The sequence below is a fragment of the Azospirillum oryzae genome (assembly GCF_900177515.1).
In the GTDB taxonomy this organism is placed as follows: domain Bacteria; phylum Pseudomonadota; class Alphaproteobacteria; order Azospirillales; family Azospirillaceae; genus Azospirillum; species Azospirillum oryzae_A.
This window is the reverse complement of record NZ_FXAK01000007.1, coordinates 751,141-767,051: the sequence shown is the minus strand read 5'-3', so window position 1 is coordinate 767,051 and position 15,911 is coordinate 751,141. Positions and strand designations below refer to the sequence as shown.

General features: G+C 68.0%; 12 protein-coding genes. 6 read left to right on the top strand and 6 right to left on the bottom strand.

All coding sequences use genetic code 11. The annotated features are described in order from the left end of the window. Positions 1 to 30: 30 nt before the first annotated feature. The 4 genes from B9N97_RS16115 to B9N97_RS16100 form a co-directional block, all read right to left on the bottom strand. Positions 31 to 1,215 carry an acetate/propionate family kinase gene (locus tag B9N97_RS16115; RefSeq protein ID WP_085088334.1) on the bottom strand — a complete coding sequence of 395 codons (1,185 nt, stop codon included), beginning with the start codon at positions 1,213 to 1,215 and terminating at the stop codon, positions 31 to 33. Between the two features lie 14 nt (positions 1,216 to 1,229). Next, positions 1,230 to 2,618, bottom strand: a complete 1,389-nt coding sequence (locus B9N97_RS16110; protein WP_085090609.1) for a bifunctional enoyl-CoA hydratase/phosphate acetyltransferase — start codon at positions 2,616 to 2,618, stop codon at positions 1,230 to 1,232. Between the two features lie 586 nt (positions 2,619 to 3,204). Next, positions 3,205 to 5,463 carry a CHASE domain-containing sensor histidine kinase gene (locus tag B9N97_RS16105; protein ID WP_085088332.1) on the bottom strand — a complete coding sequence of 753 codons (2,259 nt, stop codon included), beginning with the start codon at positions 5,461 to 5,463 and terminating at the stop codon, positions 3,205 to 3,207. Positions 5,464 to 5,767: 304 nt separating this feature from the next. Next, the gene (locus B9N97_RS16100; protein WP_085090608.1) at positions 5,768 to 7,195 is read right to left on the bottom strand and encodes an ATP-binding response regulator; all 1,428 of its coding nucleotides are present in this window, start codon (positions 7,193 to 7,195) and stop codon (positions 5,768 to 5,770) included. Between the two features lie 329 nt (positions 7,196 to 7,524). Here B9N97_RS16100 and B9N97_RS16095 point away from each other — a divergent pair, with 329 nt between their 5' ends. The 3 genes from B9N97_RS16095 to B9N97_RS16085 all read left to right on the top strand — a co-directional run bounded on the left by B9N97_RS16095 (position 7,525) and on the right by B9N97_RS16085 (position 10,515). Then, entirely contained in the window at positions 7,525 to 9,066 is a 1,542-nt protein-coding gene (locus tag B9N97_RS16095) for a PAS domain-containing sensor histidine kinase (RefSeq protein ID WP_244560736.1), read from the top strand. A gap of 113 nt (positions 9,067 to 9,179) precedes the next feature. Then, positions 9,180 to 9,671 (top strand): MmcB family DNA repair protein, encoded by a 492-nt coding sequence (locus tag B9N97_RS16090; RefSeq protein ID WP_085088329.1) that lies wholly within the window; start codon positions 9,180 to 9,182, stop codon positions 9,669 to 9,671. Between the two features lie 88 nt (positions 9,672 to 9,759). Next, positions 9,760 to 10,515 (top strand): response regulator, encoded by a 756-nt coding sequence (locus B9N97_RS16085; RefSeq protein WP_085088327.1) that lies wholly within the window; start codon positions 9,760 to 9,762, stop codon positions 10,513 to 10,515. Between the two features lie 25 nt (positions 10,516 to 10,540). On the opposite strand, the gene B9N97_RS16080 is transcribed toward B9N97_RS16085, so the two are convergent. Beyond that, complete coding sequence (locus tag B9N97_RS16080; protein WP_244560735.1) at positions 10,541 to 11,779, bottom strand: D-alanyl-D-alanine carboxypeptidase family protein; 1,239 nt, start codon at positions 11,777 to 11,779, stop codon at positions 10,541 to 10,543. Between the two features lie 478 nt (positions 11,780 to 12,257). Here B9N97_RS16080 and B9N97_RS16075 point away from each other — a divergent pair, with 478 nt between their 5' ends. Beyond that, the gene (locus B9N97_RS16075) at positions 12,258 to 12,965 is read left to right on the top strand and encodes a hypothetical protein (RefSeq protein ID WP_085090605.1); all 708 of its coding nucleotides are present in this window, start codon (positions 12,258 to 12,260) and stop codon (positions 12,963 to 12,965) included. Between the two features lie 18 nt (positions 12,966 to 12,983). Here the strand turns inward: B9N97_RS16075 and B9N97_RS16070 are convergent, their stop codons facing one another. Then, positions 12,984 to 13,745, bottom strand: a complete 762-nt coding sequence (locus B9N97_RS16070) for a proteasome-type protease (protein ID WP_085088324.1) — start codon at positions 13,743 to 13,745, stop codon at positions 12,984 to 12,986. A gap of 498 nt (positions 13,746 to 14,243) precedes the next feature. On the opposite strand from B9N97_RS16070, the gene B9N97_RS16065 reads away from it, so the two are divergent. Then, the gene (locus B9N97_RS16065) at positions 14,244 to 14,756 is read left to right on the top strand and encodes a phasin family protein (protein ID WP_085088322.1); all 513 of its coding nucleotides are present in this window, start codon (positions 14,244 to 14,246) and stop codon (positions 14,754 to 14,756) included. Between the two features lie 318 nt (positions 14,757 to 15,074). Continuing rightward, positions 15,075 to 15,554, top strand: a complete 480-nt coding sequence (locus B9N97_RS16060) for a phasin family protein (RefSeq protein WP_085088319.1) — start codon at positions 15,075 to 15,077, stop codon at positions 15,552 to 15,554. Positions 15,555 to 15,911: the final 357 nt, after the last annotated feature.

Genomic DNA, 15,911 nt, shown 5'->3' with positions numbered 1-15,911 from the left:
CCGACACCCCCATAACTCACCGCCCGGCCCTCACCGCCCGGTCAGCACCTTGCGCGTGTGCAGCGCGATCATCCGTTCCTCGTCGGTCGGGATGACATAGACCGGCAGCCGGCTGCGCGACGTGGAGATCTTCGTCGCATTGGCCTCGTTGGCCGCCGCGTCGATCTCGACGCCCATCCAGGCAAGCTTGTCGCCGACCCGCGCCCGCACCGGGGCGGAGCGTTCGCCGATGCCCGCCGTGAACACCACGGCATCCACCCCGCCCATCGAAGCGGCCAGCGCGCCGGTCTCCTTGGCGATGCGGAAGCAGAACAGTTCCACCGCCTCCTGCGCATGCGGGTCGCTGCTCTCCAGCAGGGCGCGCATGTCGTTGGAGATGCCCGACACGCCGAGCAGGCCGGACTTGTTGTAGAGCATCTTCTCGATGGCGCCGGCGTCCATGCCCTTGCGCATCAGGTAGATCAGCACGCCGGGGTCGATGGTGCCGCAGCGGGTGCCCATCGGCAGGCCATCAAGCGCGGTGAAGCCCATAGTGCTGTCGACGCTGCGCCCGCCATGGATGGCGCACATGCTGGCGCCGCTGCCGAGATGGGCGACGACGACCCGCGAGTCGCCCAACTCCGGCGCGATCTCCGGCAGGCGGCGGGAGATGTACTCGTAGGACAGGCCGTGGAAGCCGTAGCGGCGCACGCCCTCCTCCGTCAGCTCCCGCGGGATGGCGAAGGTCTGTGCCTGCCAGGGCTGGTTGCGGTGGAAGGCGGTGTCGAAGCAGGCGACCTGCGGCAGCTCCGGATGCGCCTCGGCCAGCGCACGGATGGCGGCGAGGTTGTGCGGCTGGTGCAGCGGAGCCAGCGGCACCAAGCCGTCCAACTCATCCAGCACGGAGGAGGTCAGCAGCACCGGGGCAGCGTGGCGGACGCCGCCATGCACCACCCGGTGGCCGGCGGCGATCAGCGTCGCCCCCTCCAGCCTCTCTTCGATCCAGTCGAGCAGGTAGGACAGCAACGCCGTGCGGTCGCTGGCCTCACCCGCCCCCCAGCTCTTCTCGGCGAGCGGGCGGCGCTGGGCATCCTTGGCCTCGAACACCGGCTGGGTGCCGATGCCCGAGATCTGACCGTTGATGGTAACCACCGGATCCCCGCCGCCATGATCCCGGAACACCGAGAATTTCAGGCTGGAGGAGCCGGCATTGATGACGAGGATCGCGTTGGACATGGGCCCCGCCCTCCTCACTCGGCCGCGGCGGCGGCACCGCGGCGGCGGGCGGCGGCCGACAGGACGGCCACGGCGCAGGACGCCAGACGGGTGCGCACATTGTCGGCGCGGCTGGTCAGGATGATCGGCACGCGGGCGCCCAGCACGATGCCGGCGGCGTCGGCATGGGCGAGGAAGGACAGCTGCTTGGCCAGCATGTTGCCGGCCTCAAGGTCGGGGACCAGCAGGATGTCGGCCTGTCCGGCCACATCGGACTTGATGCCCTTGGTGATGGCGGCCTCACGGCTGATGGCGTTGTCGAAGGCCAGCGGGCCGTCGAGGATGCCGCCGGTGATCTGGCCGCGGTCGGCCATCTTGCAGAGTGCGGCGGCTTCCAGCGTCGAGGCGATCTTGGTGTTGATGGTCTCGACCGCCGACAGGATGGCGACGCGCGGCACCTCGACGCCCAGCACCTTGGCGAGGTCGATGGCGTTCTGCACGATGCTGACCTTGTCCTCCAGCGTCGGGTAGATGTTGATCGCCGCATCGGTGATCAGCAGCGGACGCGGGTAGGTCGGGACGTTCATGACGAAGACGTGGCTGAGGCGGCGGCCGGTGCGCAGGCCCGTCTCCTTCCGCACCACCTCGCCCATCAGCTCATCAGTGTGCAGGCTGCCCTTCATCACCGCCTCGCACTCGCCGGTGCGGGCCAGCCGCACGCCGGTCTCGGCCGAAGCATGGCTGTGGGCGACGTCGACGATGCGGTAACGGGAGATGTCCAGGCCGAAGGTCTCGGCGACGGAGCGGATCTTGGACTCAGGACCGACCAGCACCGGGTCGATCAGGTTGGCCTCCGCCGCCTCGACGGCTCCGCGCAGCGAGCTTTCGTCGCAGGGATGGACGACGGCGGTCGGCACCGGCGGCAGCGACTCGCACTTCTTCAGCATCAGCTCGTGGCCGTCATGGCGGATCACCTGCACCTGCGGCAGTTCCGCCGCAGCGCGGCGCACCTTCTCGGTCGGGGCGATCACTTCGGCGATGCCGGTCGCCACCGTCTTGCCGTCCTGGTTGGCGGCGAGGCAGTCGAAGACGACCGTCTTGCGCTCCGCATCCTTGGACTTGGCGGTGACCGTCACGGTGACGATGTCGCCCAGCAGGACCGGACGCTCGAACCGCAGATCCTGGCCGACATAGACTGTGCCCGGGCCGGGCAGCAGGGTGCCGAGAACGGCGGAGATCAGCGAGCCCGACCACATGCCATGCCCGACCACCTTGTGGTCGACAGCGTAATCCTCGTCCACATGGGACGGGTTGAGGTCGCCGGACACCGTCGCGAACAGCTCGATGTCGGACATGGTCAGGCGGCGCGACAGGCTGGCCTGCTGGCCGATGTGGATTTCCTCGAACGTGACGTTTTCGATCATGGGGCTGCCGTTTTTGCCGGTCGGAACGAGGCCGCTGCGACCCGCCGGGACGGCGGAGGGGGCGGCGATGGCGGTGTCCATACTCAATGCTCCTGAAAAGGATCGCGGCGCCCGACCAACGGACCCGCCCCAGAACGGCGGAAGCCCGAATGCCGGTGACCGGAACGGATGCCCCGTTGGACCGGGGCATCCGTCGCGGCGGCAGGCCGTATCCTCCCAAGTCCGGTTCCCGTTGCCCCCGGCGCCCTCCTGGGGCGATGCCATGGCGACGGGCCGAACTCCGTCTTGTTGGGCTCCGTCGAAGCGGAACCTTCGCCCTCCAAGGATTTTCCAAGGAGTGTGCTTGTGCGAAAGAAATAGCCCCTATGGCAAAGGGGCCCAATGACCTACATCAATAAAGTTGCCAAGCTATTGTTGCAGCTGGGTTACTGGGTTCGTTTCGGCGCAGTGAGCAGCTGCAGCATAACCGAAACTTGCGCGAAGGCGGACGGGAAATGCGGACCCGCCGGCGGGACTGCCACCATTGCGCGCTGCGGCATCGGAAGGCAGGACGGGAGGGCGGGACGGGGAGACGGGCGGGTGCGGCTCACTCCGCGGCGGCGCAGCAGGAACATTCCTGCTCGATCAGTGGCACGCTGACCGCGAAAACGGTGCCGCGCCCCACCCGCGACCGCACAGTGACGGGATGGTCGAGCATCTGGGACATGCGGCGGACGATGGACAGCCCCAGCCCCAGCCCCCGGCCGCTGTCGCGCTGGTCGGTGCCGCAGCGGTAGAAATCCTCGAAGATCGCCGTCATTTCCGCTTCGGCGATGCCGGGGCCGGTGTCCCACACCTCGATGGACAAGCGGAATCCGCCGTTGGCATCGGAGCGGCGCCGGCAGCCCAGCAGGATCCGCCCTTCGGTGGTGTAGCGCAGGGCATTGACCAGCAGGTTGCGGATCATGCGCTCCAACAGGATCGGGTCGCTCTGCACCCGGGCGGAACAGCCGACGGTCCGCAGCTGAAGCCCGCGGTCGATCGCCTGGTCGCCGATCTCGATCGACAGCCGGGCGAGAATGTCCTGGATCTCGAATTCAGAGACCCGCGGCTTGACGTTGCCGACCTCCAGCGCGGAGGTGTCGAGCAGGGTGGACAGCAGCGTGTTGCCGGCGGTCAGCGCCTCCCCCAGCTTGTTCGCAACCTCCACCTGCTGGGGATCGTCCAGCTTGCTCATCAGGATGTGGTGGAACAGGCTCATCGCCTGGAAGGGCTGGCGGAGGTCGTGGCTGGCGGCGGCCAGGAAGCGGCTCTTCGCCTGGTTGGCCCGCTCCGCCTCGGCATGGGCGCGGGACAACGCATCCCGGATCTCGACCGATTCCGTCATGTCGATGGCGGCGCAGACGACGCCTGCCACCGCTCCGGTCTCGTCGCGCATCGGCTCCACCGACAGGTCGAGCACCCGCCGGCTGCCGCCATAGGTCAGCTCCAGCTCACAGCGGGTGCCGGTGCCGCTTTCCATCACCGACCGCTTGATGGCCGCCGTCCGCGCGGCCTCCGCCGCCGGGAACAGCTCGGCATCGGTCCGGCCGATCATCCGCTCCGGATGCAGGTCGGTGCGTGGGCAATAGATCCACAGATGCCGCAGGTCGCGGTCCTGGCTGAACAGCGAGACCTTGGAATAGCGTAACGCCAGCCGGAATCGCTCCTCGCTCTCGCGCAGGGCGCGGGCCATGGCGGCACGGGCACGCGCCTCGGTCCGCAGCAGGCGCTTGGTGCGCGCCTCCCGCAGGACATAGGCCGCGACACCTGCGGTCAGGAGGATCCCGCCGATCAGCATGGTCCAGGCCAGACGGTCGTCCGCGCTGAACAGCCGCGCCGCATCCGGCAGCACGTAGAGCCGCCAAACCCGCCCGGCGAAGGCGATGTCGCGGACGATGGCGTGCGGCGCTGCGTCTCCCGTCAACTGCTCGACGGTGAGGGGATCGACCGGCGGATGGGGCAGTTCTCCGGGACGGCCGATCGTCCCTTCGGCGGCCAGCATCCGTGGCGCGCCCATACCCGGCCGGGCCGGCGGCTCCAGAAGATAGACGTCGCCGATGGAGATGCCGACACGGCGCACCGCATCCTGCAGCAACTGCCCGATGTCGAAACTGGTCCACAGGAAGCCGGTCAGCAGGTCGCAGACGATAGGCTCGACCAGCCGGCCGGGATCATCTTCGACTTCGCGGGTGTAGACCGGCAGGTAGATCAGCACGGAACTCTCGCCCAGTTCCGCCCGCGGCAGCTCGCCTTCGGCCGCGACCAGCCGGTTCGCCGCGCAGGACCGCACCAGCACGTCGCGCTGGCCGGGAAGGCTGGCCATGTCGAGACCGATCAGTCCGGCGGCGGATCGCGGTTCGGCCAGCACATTGACGAACCGGTCGGCCGAAATCCCAGGGGCGCCGTGGTCCGGACCGCTCCCGCCATCGGCATTGCGAACCGCGAACGACGTGTAGCCGGCCGAACGCATCGCCCGCTCCAGCAGCGGTACGTTCCGTTCGGAAATCCGGCGCGCCCAGGCCACCGCCCGCAGATTGGGATAAAGCGGCAGCAGCGGTTCGGCCGCCGATGAGAAGCTCGCATCCGTCACCGGGGCGGGGCCGGCCAGCGGACCGCTGAGCGCACGCAGCAGCATGCTCTGGCGTTCCAGCCTCGCCTTCAGCTCGTCGTGGAGTTGGATCGCCTGACGGTCGGCCAGGGCATGTTCGGCTTGGCTCGTCGCGCTGCGGATCAGCAGAAAGGCCGAAAGCGACAGGAACAGCCCGGTGACGATGATCACCGGCAGCGCCGCCGTCCCTCTCCCTGCCCGATACCGCCGGTTCATCCGAACGCCCTCCACCCAATCCGTTCGAACAGTCAGTGTTCAAACTGGATCATAACGAAGGAAAAGCATAAATGGGCATGTTTAAGTTTACCATTGAACCAAAGGAAGAGCTCGATCCACCGATAGGAGGATAGGAATGGGCTTGCCTTGCGAATAAACGTCGCAACCTTGTTGCATTTTGCCGCATCCACCCTGCCTCTGTTTCAGTATTGTCATTGCACTGCAGCATGTACCGAAAGATGCGACACTAAATATTCGGTGCGCATTTCTTCAAGAGGTCAATTCCAGAATCAGATCTTTGTTATCAAAGGGGATCATGTCCGAGCAGGCGGACGACGGCGGCACGCAGGGCGAGCGGCGCGACCGGCTTGTGCAGCAGAGGGTATCCGGACAACCGGGCTTCGCGCAGGCGCTTGGGATCGGTATCGCCGGTCAGGATCATGCCGGGCACGGGACGGTCGAACAGCTTGGCGATCTGCCGGATCGCGACGATGCCGTTGGCAGCCCCCTTCAGCCGCAGATCGGAGATAATGAGGTCGAAGGGCGCCGGCGCCGGACCGATCCGTTCGACGGCCATGTCATAGGACTCGGCCCCGAGGACGCTGCATCCCCATTGCCCCAGCAGCGCCTCCAGCGCGGCCAGCACCATTGGATCGTCCTCGATCACCAGGATACGGGTGCGGCTGATGTCGGCGGTGCGGCTGTCCGGCGCCGGGGCTGCGACGGCCTCCTCCCGGCCGGAGGCGTCGGCCACATCGCCGCCCATTTCGACGGAGAGGGGAACCACGACGGCCATCACGGTGCCCCGCCCCTCCTCGGCACAGACCTCCAGTCCAAGACCGAGCTTCCGTGCAAGGCCGCGCACCAGGGTCAGGTCCAGCCCCAGCGCCCCCGCCCCTTCCCCGGCCGGCTTCGCCAGTTCCGTCCGCAAGGCGGCCAGACGTTGCGGCGACAGGCCGCGGCCACTGTCCCACAGCTCGATGCGCAGACGGTCGCCGCGCGTGCGGCAGCCCAGCAACACGCGGCCCCGGACCGTCGCGCGCAGGGCGTTGGCGACCAGGCCATGCAGCAGACGTTCGAGCAGCGCGGAATCCGTCCGCACCATGGCCGAACAGGGCATCACGGTGAAGCGCAGCCCACGGTCGGCGAAACGCGGCGCCACCTCCAGCGCAAGGCGCATCAGCACGCCGTTGACGGCGTGGGTGCGGATGTCCGGTTCGGTCAGGCCGCTTTCCAGCCGGACGAGGTCGAAATGGCCGTCGACCATGCTGCGCATGGATTCCACCGCCTGGGCCATCGAGCGCAGCAGGTCGCGATCCGGCCTGCCGTCAAGCCTGCCGTCGAGCGTGCCGATCAGCAGGGAAAGCGCCGCCAGAGGCTGGCGCAGGTCGTGGCTCGCGGCGGCGAACAGGCGCCCGGCAGGATCGCCCATCGGCGTGGCCGCCGCCTTGGGGGAGTCCGGCGACGGAGGCGATACGTCGAACCTCCACACCGCGCCGCCGCCGGCAAGCGGCAGGACCGTGCGCACCGGCGTCGCTCCGACCGGTGCGCTGGCCGACGCGCCGGAGGAGAGGCTGGCGTTCAGTTCATCGGCCGACAGTCCGATCGCCAGTCGACCGGCAAACGCCGGCAGGACCGCTGCCGCCGAAGTCCAATCGGTCAGCGCTCCACCGGCACCGAACACTAGAAGGGCCGGCACCGCACCGTCGGCGTCGTCTTGGCTGCCGTTCACGGTCACACCTGCATCCCATGCGTCATGCTCCGACAGGACTCAACACTATGGAAGGCGCGGCCCGTTGCAAAGCCCGCCATTCGGCAGACTCCACGCGAAGATCACAACGGCATCCTCAATCAAACCTTTCGTTGCTTTTTCGGCAAATCCTGAGCATTGCTTGAGCACTCGAATGCGGCTGTTACAATTCGACAAATATTCGATGACGCTCCAAGCCCGGCCTTCAGTGTTTTTTAGGAATGGCCCGCAATGATGGCTGAATGGATTGCGACGCGCAGACTTGTGCCGACGGAGGGCATGATGGAACCAAGACCGGGGAATTCCCGTCGGTGGATCCGCTGCTGTTCGGCATGTTGCAACTGCCGGACGCCGTTGCGCTCTTCAAGGCACATCATGATTGTACCGGCGCGCTGACGGATCTGGAATGGCAGTCTGCCAATCCGGCGGCGGAGCGGCTGCTGGGCGTCGCTCCGCTCACCGGCAAAAGGTTGCGCGGGGGTGGCACCGATGCCGCCTGCCCCGGGCTGTTCGCCGCCTTGACCGATGCCCTGCACGGCCCGGTGGAGCGCACCGTCGCCGCCCGGCGCGGGACGACGCCGGTGCGCTGGCGGGTGGCGGCCGGACCGGCTCCCGGCGGGCTGTGCGCCATCCTGACCGATCTCGGTCCCGAGAACCCGTCCGTGGCCGAGGCGCTGGCCGAAAGCCTGACCGCGGCGCTGGAACACAGCGCCGAGAGCTTCGCCCTGTTCGATCACGCGGACCGGCTGGTCCACGCCAACGGCCGGCTGAAGAAGGACCTGCCCGATCTGGCCGACCGGCTGGTTCCCGGCGTGCCGTTCGAAGAGCTGGCCCGCGGCTTCGCCTTGGCCGATCCGCGCCTGACCACCGACGAGGAACGCGCGGCCTGGATGACGGCGCGGCTGGAGCGCCATCGCCGCCTGGAGCCGCCGGTGGTGGTGCCGCTGCCCGACGGGCGCTGGCTGCTCAGCCGCGAGCATGCGGTGCCGGGAGGGGTGCTGGTCCATTACACCGACGTCACGACGCTGAAGCTGAACGAGGAGCGGCTGCGCGTTCGCGAGATGGAGGCACGGGCCGCCCGCGCGGACGCGGAAAGTGCCAGCCGCGCCAAGAGCGCCTTCCTGGCCCAGATGAGCCACGAGCTGCGCACGCCGTTGAACGCGGTTCTGGGCTTCTCGGAGATGCTGCTGACGGAGCCGTTCGGGCCGCTGGGCAACCCGCGCTACCGCAGCTATGCCGGCGACATCCGCGATGCCGGCACCCACCTGCTGGCGCTGATCGACGACATTCTGGAGCTGTCGCGCCTGGACGGCGGCGGCATGCCGCTGGCTGAGGAAGGGGTGGATCTGGACACGCTGTCGCTGCGGGTCGTCTCCGCCCTGAATGAGGTGGCGGCGGAAGGCGACGTGCGCATGCGCCGGGAGGTGCCGGCCGGCCTGCCGCTGCTGCAGGGCGACGCCCAGGCGCTGACCCAGATGCTGACCAACCTGCTGTCGAACGCCGTCACCCACACCCGTCCCGGCGGCGAGGTGGTGCTGACGGTGCATCTCATGCCCGACGGCGGGCTCGGGCTGATGGTGGCCGACACGGGCGTCGGCATCCCGACCGCCGATCTTCCCCGCATCCTCCACCCCTTCGAACCGTCGGACTCCACCATCGCCCGCAACTCCCGCGGGACGGGGCTGGGCCTGCCGATCGTCAAGCGGCTGGTGGAGATGCATGGCGGACGGCTGGAACTGACCAGCCAACCCGGCGTCGGCACCGCCGTGGTGCTGGTCTTCCCTGCCGAGCGCAGCCTGCCGCGCGACCGCTGCCGTCCGGCCCCCCTGCCCCCGGTCGTTCTGCCGGGCTGATCGGGGTGACCTGATCTCACCGGCCATCTTTTGCCCCTTGGCGACGACGCGCCGACAGGTCATTGTGGGGACATGTTCCCTACCCGTTCCTGTTTCGATGGTGGCACCGCGCCATGAGCGACGATATTGCCGTTCCGGTTTCCGACAGCGATCCCGGCCTCCCGGCCGGGGGGGCGCCGCCGATCTTCCGCGGCGTGCGGCGGGCACTGGCTCTGCGCGGCTATGCGACCCTGACCGAATTCCGGCTGGCGAGCGGCCGGCGGGCCGACGTGCTGGCCATCGACGAGGCCGGCAGCATCCTGATCGTCGAGGTGAAGAGCGGCGTTCCCGATTTCCGCTCCGACCAGAAATGGCAGGAGTATCGCGACTGGTGCGATGCCTTCTATTTTGCCGTCGACGACGGGTTCCCGACCGAACTGATCCCGGACGATTGCGGACTGATGGTCGCCGACGCCTATGGCGCGGAGGTCCTGCGCGAGGCGCCGGTCGCCAAGCTGGCCGCCGCCCGCCGCAAGACCCTGCTGCTGCGCGCCGCGATGACCGGCGCCGGACGGCTGCACCGGATCGAGGATCCGATGTTCACCCAGGCCTCGCCCACCGTTTGATCCCGCCGCTCCCCTGACCTTGGCGGTGCGCGGCGGCGCGGAACCGGGTAGACTGGGCGGCCACATCAACCAGGGAGAGCGGACCGGCATGACGGTGAACCGGACGGGCGGAGCCCACCCCTTGCAGATCCTGCTGGCGGAGGACGAGACGGTCACCCGCCTTGCCGCCCGCGCCCTGCTGGAACGTGCCGGCCATCGTGTGGTGGCGGTGGAGGATGGCCCGGCCGCCGTCGCGGCGGCTGCGCAGGGTGGCTTCGACCTCATCCTGATGGATCTGGACCTGCCCGGCCTGCCCGGCGACGAGGCGGTGCGCGCCATCCGCGGCCAGCCGAACGGCGCCGCCCCGCGCATTCTGATGCTGACCGCCAGCGCCACCGCCCAAGGGCGCTCCCGTTGCACGGACTGCGGCGCCGACGGCATGCTGACCAAGCCGCTGCGGCTGGACGCCTTGTTCTCCCTGCCGGAAAGCGGACCGCAAGCCGCACCGCCGGCAACCGGGCCGGATTTCGACGAGGGGGCGATCAAGACGATGCGGGAGATGCTGCCGCCCGTCCGTGCCGCCGAACTGCTCGACCGGACGGCAGCGGTTCTGGACCAGCACTGGCAGGCGCTGGACGCCGCTTTGAAGGCAGGGGATCTGGCAATGGCCGGGGCGCTGGCCCACAAGATCGCCGGAGTCTCGGGACAATATGGCTGTCTGGCTTTGCGCCGGGCGGCCCGTGCCCTGGAGGCGGGCCTGGAGCAGCCGGGCGCCGATCAGGCGCCGCCGGCCGGGGAACTGGCCGGCACGCTGGCGCCGGCCCTGGATTTCCTGAAACGGTGCGCCGCCGCGGCGCGGGGGTGAGACCGGCCGGCAGCGGCTGCCGTCGTCAGCCCCGCTCGCCCGGGGAGACGGCGACGCAATGGTGGCCGTGCTTGGTCAGAACGGCGCAGGCCTTGCGGGCGTCCTTCTCGTCCAGGCCGGTCAGGCGGGCACGGTAGACGGTCTCCTTGCCGGTCTTCGCCTGCACGACGCTGGGCTTGGCCGTCCGCAGCAGGAACGGCGCCTGCTTGACCGCCTGGCTGACCGCCTTGTTGCCGGCCGCCTTGCTGGAGAAGGCGCCGACCTGGACACCCCAATGCGAGGAGGCGCTGCCGCGGCTCGCCTTCTCCTCCTTCGCGGGGGCGACCGGGATCGCCGCCGTCTGCAGGGAGGCGCGAACCGGCCTGGCCTTCACCACCGGCTCCTCATCGTCATCCCCCTCGCCGTCGGTGGCGTCGGAGCGCGTGGTGTCGAGGCTCGCCATCACCGGCGCGTCCTCCTGGCCCCGGCTGGGCCGGCCGAAGGCCTGATCGAGCAGGGCCGCCATCTTGTTGTCGCGCGACACGGCCGACTTGCCGCCCATCACCACACCGACCAGACGCCGCCCGTCCCGCACCGCCGAGGCGGCGAGATTGAAGCCGGACGCCACGGTATAGCCGGTCTTGATGCCGTCCATGCCCTCGTAGCGGGACATCAGGTGGTTGTGGTTGGCCAGGGTACGGCCGCCGTAGACGAAGTTGCGGCGGCTGAAATAGGGGTAATATCTGGCATGGTCGCGCATCAGCGCGCGGGACAGCATCGCGTAGTCGCGGGCGGTCGTCACCTGCTCCATGTTCGGCAGCCCGGAGGCGTTGCGGTAGACGGTGTGGCGCATGCCGAGTTCGCGGGCCTTGCGCGTCATCATCTCGGCAAAGCGCGACTCGGTGCCGCCCAGCGCCTCCGCCAGCACCACCGCGGCGTCGTTCGCCGACTTGGTGACGAGGCCGAGGATCGCCGTCTCCACCTTCAGCGTCTGGCCGGCGCGCAGTCCCAGCTTGGTCGGCGACATGCTTTCCGCCCAGGACGAGACCGGCAACTGCTGGTCGAGGGTCAGGCGACCGTCGTCCAGCGCGTCGAAGGTCAGGTACAGGGTCATCATCTTGGTCAGGGACGCCGGATGGACGATCGCGTCCGCATCCTGGTCGATCAGCACCTGCCCAGTCCGGGCATCGATGACGATGGCTGCTGCCTTGGCCGCCAGCGCCTCTGCCGCGGACAGGCCGGACCCGACGGCCACCATGCCCAGCAGCGCAGCAGCCGCGAACAAATGGCGCCCAACACCCGCCGAACTCCGCCCCCCGTTCGTGTCCGCCGCGCGAAAGGCGAACGGAAACAATCCGTTACGAACGGTGTTGCGCGTTACACTCATGATGGCCCCGCCAACCGCTAGATACTGGTGCTTGGTTCAATGGTAAATTCGTGCGAAATCAGTGTCTAGCATGAATTCGTTAATTTACTGCTTTGGCTTTTCGCAGTTTCTGTGGCCAAAATTGCGGGTCCTGCATGACGAGGGAAAGGACGGCGGACAAGGGCACGGCGGAAGGGTTACGGCAGGGGGCAGACGGGGTACCGGCGCCCTCCGACAGGCCGAAGCCCGTCATCCGGGGCTTGCCGCAGCACCCGTTCTTCTCCACCTACCAGGGGCCGCAGACGCGAGGCAAGCGACAATGAGTCGTGGTCATCAAAGAACCGTTCCGGCCACCCTTTTCCGCCATGGCCTGGCCCACGGCGTCAAGGCGGCGGCCATGGCCGTCTCCCTGCTGGCGCTCGCCGGCTGCGGCTCGGTGGGGCCGACCGACAATCCGCTGGCGCGCAAGCTGACCTGGTTCAGCTATCTCAACGGCGACGATCTGCGGTCGCGCTGCGGCAAGGACGGCGCCGACCGCTTCCGGCTGATCTTCAACGCCGACTACAATCGGCACGTGCGAACCTACGACGTCGTCGGCGATTCCGACCGCGGCGGTGCGGCGGTGGAGGCGCATGTGATCGAGGCGACCGACCTCGCCCGCATGACGCTGACCGACCCGTTCTCCGCGGCGCGCGGCCGCACGGCCACCCTGCAGCTGACCGCGGCGCAATATGACAGCTTCATCGGCCGCCTGCGCGACGACGGGGCGTTCGACCCGCCGCCCCAAGGGCTGCGGCTGCCGTCCAACGGCTTCTATTGGCTGATCAACGGCTGCCGCGCCGGGCAGTGGTTCTTCACCGCCTTTCCCTACCCGTCCAGCCGCTTCACCAACGCCCACTTCCCGGAGCTTCTGCGCGGCCTCGACCCGACGGGCGTCGCCTTCCCCGGCCTGCCGGAACCCGACGACGCGCCACAGACCCTGCCCTCTTCCGGCCAGTTGGCCGACGGCGGGGTGTTCTTCGAAATCCAGGTCGGCCGCGACGGACTGGTTGGCCCGACCGCCCCCTTCGGGGCGCTGCTGCTGAGCGCCCTTCCGGGGAAGTGACCCCGGCCAAGTATCCCGTCAGACCGCTTCTTCGGCAGGCTGGCGCGGACGCATCTCTTCCGGGACCAGCGTCTCGACCCAGGGACCGTCCGGCATGCGGCGGGCCAGCTCCGTCAGGTTGCGGTTCCACCACTGGCGCTGTTCGCTGAGATCGTCATAGTCGTAGTTCGACTGGCGCCAGCTGCGCGACTCCGCATGGTAGGACACCATGTCGATGGGGAAGCCGACGTCGTTGGTGGAGAAGCGGGTGCTGTCGAAGGACAGATAGGCCAGCTTCAGCGCCGTCTGCATGTCGGTGCCGTAGGTCAGCGCGCGGTCCAGGATCGGCTTGCCGTAGGCGGTGGCGCCGATCGACAGGTAGGGCGTGCGTTCGTCCACCTCGATCCAGTTGCCTTCTGGATAGACCAGGAACATGTAGGGTTCGCGGTCTTCGGCCAGCTGGCCGCCGATGATGGCGTGCAGGTTGAAGTGCAGCTTGGACGCCTCCAGCGACTCCCGGTCCTCCGCGGCGACTTGCCGCAGGCAGGTGGTGAAGGCCGACACCGCGTCCAGCATGGTGGAGTAGGCCTCGCCCCGGCGCTTCTGCATGTCGCGGCGCAGATAGGCCAGCGTCTTGTCGCGGACGCTGCGCAGGCCCGAGTTCATGATGAAGAAGCGGTCGCCGCCGCTGCCCATCATCGTCACCTTGCGGGCCGACGACAGTTGCGATCCGCTGGTGATCCGGCCGTCCGACAGACCGATCAGGCCGTCGCGGGTCTTGATGCCAAGGCAATAGGTCATGGTCGAAATGGTCCCGAAGATGCGGCCTGATGAAGGGATGGCCCGGCGCGCCGCGTCCAAGCGCCGCACCTGACCAATGGCCGAGGCGAATCCCCTCCACGGCCACGCTACACTTGTCCCAGCGCCGGTAAAGTCTTCGTTAAGGACAGTCTCCATCGGAGACTTGCCGCCGCTTCCGCGACCGCCGCCCCCGCCCGCAACGAAAGCGGCGACGGTGTCACAGGATCTTCACGCATTCGGAGTAGGTTCGGCGCAAGGGATTAAGCCGCATACCCGCCGAACGGACTGTTGACACCGCGCAGTGCTTAGCCCATAAAACTCTTATATTGCAGTGCAGCATTTTCCGGGGCGCATCCGCGTCCACCGGGAAAATCGTGACAACGGCTGCACAACGTAAAAAACGCAACGCACACCGCTGCCGGCCGGCCCCGCGCCACGCTTTGCGGCGGCCGGGTCCACTCTCCATACGCCGGCATCAGCCAGGAAGGAACGCGCGTCATGAACCAGTTTACGCCGAAGTCGCTCGAAACCGTCGCCGCCCAGGCCAAGGAGCAGTACGAGGGTCTGGTGAAGGCCGGCCAGGAGCAGACGGTCAAGCAGTTCGAGCAGACCGCGACCGCCGCCAAGGAGCAGTTCGAGAAGACTGCCGCCCAGCTGCTGAAGAGCTATGAGGACCTGCAGGCCACCGGCAAGGCCAATGTCGAGGCGCTGATCGCCAGCAGCACCATCGCCGCCAAGGGCGCCGAGGATCTCGGCCGCGAGGTGGTCGCCTATGGCCAGTCGGCGCTGGACAAGTCCATCACCACCGGCAAGGCCCTGCTGGCCGCCAAGACCCTGCAGGAAGTGGTGGAGCTGCAGAACGACTTCATGAAGTCGAGCTTCGACGCGATGCTGGCCGAGACCAGCCGCCTGCAGGAGCTGACCACCAAGGTCACCAACGAGGCACTGGCCCCGCTGAACGCCCGCGTCACCGCGACGGTGGAGACCTTCTCCAAGCCGATCGCCGCCTGACCGGCGCGAACGGACGAGACCTGACGGCCGGGGTTCAGCCATGACCCCCGGCCCCGCAGACGGCCCGGCGACCTCCACGCGGTTGCCGGGCCGTTTTGCGTTCCGGGCTCCGCTCCCAGCACGCCGACGGATTTTGTGCAGTGCACAATACCCATTGACTCCGCGCCCGGATTTTCCTACATTCAGCTTATGTTGCAGTGCAGCATATCTCGGGCGCCCGGTTCTTCGGGGTCCGAGGGCCTCAACCCACTCCGCGCCCGGTCGCCGCATCGCCGGGGCCGCGCGGTTGACCCCTGAGAGAGCGCGAGGAGCATAGCCATGTCCGACCAGATCGCCGCCGTCACCAAGTCCGTCGAAGACGCCATCGCCACCGCCAAGCAGAACCTGGAAGGCCTCGTGAAGGCCCAGCAGGAGCAGATGGAAAAGGCCTCCGCCCAGGTGCTGAAGGGCTATGAGGAGCTGACCGCCCTCACCAAGGGGAATGTCGACGCGTTCGTGCAGTCCGGCACCGTCGTCGCCAAGGGCGCGGAAGAGGCCGGCAAGCAGGTCGCCGCCTTCACCCAGTCCTCGCTGGAAAAGAGCGTGTCGAACGCCAAGTCCATGCTGGCGGTGAAGACGATCCAGGAACTGGTCGAGCTGCAGAAGGCCTACACCAAGGCGAGCCTCGACGCCTTCGTGTCCGAGAGCACCAAGATGCAGGAGCTGACCGTCAAGGTCGCCAACGAGGCGCTGGCTCCGCTGAGCGCCCGTGTCAACGCCACGGTCGAGGTTCTGTCGAAGAAGCCGGTCGCCGCCTGATCGGCGCCCACGGGCCTGGACTGATCCTCCCGGCTTGATCGGCGGGCATCCTATGCCCACCTGAACGACCGCATCGCAGCGGCCCGGCATCCCGGACAGGGGTGCCGGGCCGCTTTTTTTGCGTCCGGAAGCCCCTCTGCCTGAGCCTAGCCCAAGCGATGCACACAAAGGCTTAGGGTTTCCCGCCGATTGCGGTCCGAAGGCAAGAGGTATCTCCTATTTAGGGGTATCGGAAGGCTGACCGGACCAAAGGAGGGTCTGCCAAATGGAGAGAGACCGAAAACGGCCCCTTCCCACCGCGCCCGAAATGACCATATCATTCACAGTGACAGTGCATCGCGATGACATTCGACTGGG

What these genes read in the sequence shown, in the direction of transcription:
- B9N97_RS16115 (WP_085088334.1), bottom strand. Translation starts at nt 1,215, where the DNA reads ATGTCCAACGCGATCCTCGTCATCAATGCCGGCTCCTCCAGCCTGAAA.
- B9N97_RS16110 (WP_085090609.1), bottom strand. Translation starts at nt 2,618, where the DNA reads ATGATCGAAAACGTCACGTTCGAGGAAATCCACATCGGCCAGCAGGCC.
- B9N97_RS16105 (WP_085088332.1), bottom strand. Translation starts at nt 5,463, where the DNA reads ATGAACCGGCGGTATCGGGCAGGGAGAGGGACGGCGGCGCTGCCGGTG.
- B9N97_RS16090 (WP_085088329.1), top strand. Translation starts at nt 9,180, where the DNA reads ATGAGCGACGATATTGCCGTTCCGGTTTCCGACAGCGATCCCGGCCTC.
- B9N97_RS16085 (WP_085088327.1), top strand. Translation starts at nt 9,760, where the DNA reads ATGACGGTGAACCGGACGGGCGGAGCCCACCCCTTGCAGATCCTGCTG.
- B9N97_RS16075 (WP_085090605.1), top strand. Translation starts at nt 12,258, where the DNA reads ATGGCCGTCTCCCTGCTGGCGCTCGCCGGCTGCGGCTCGGTGGGGCCG.
- B9N97_RS16070 (WP_085088324.1), bottom strand. Translation starts at nt 13,745, where the DNA reads ATGACCTATTGCCTTGGCATCAAGACCCGCGACGGCCTGATCGGTCTG.
- B9N97_RS16065 (WP_085088322.1), top strand. Translation starts at nt 14,244, where the DNA reads ATGAACCAGTTTACGCCGAAGTCGCTCGAAACCGTCGCCGCCCAGGCC.
- B9N97_RS16060 (WP_085088319.1), top strand. Translation starts at nt 15,075, where the DNA reads ATGTCCGACCAGATCGCCGCCGTCACCAAGTCCGTCGAAGACGCCATC.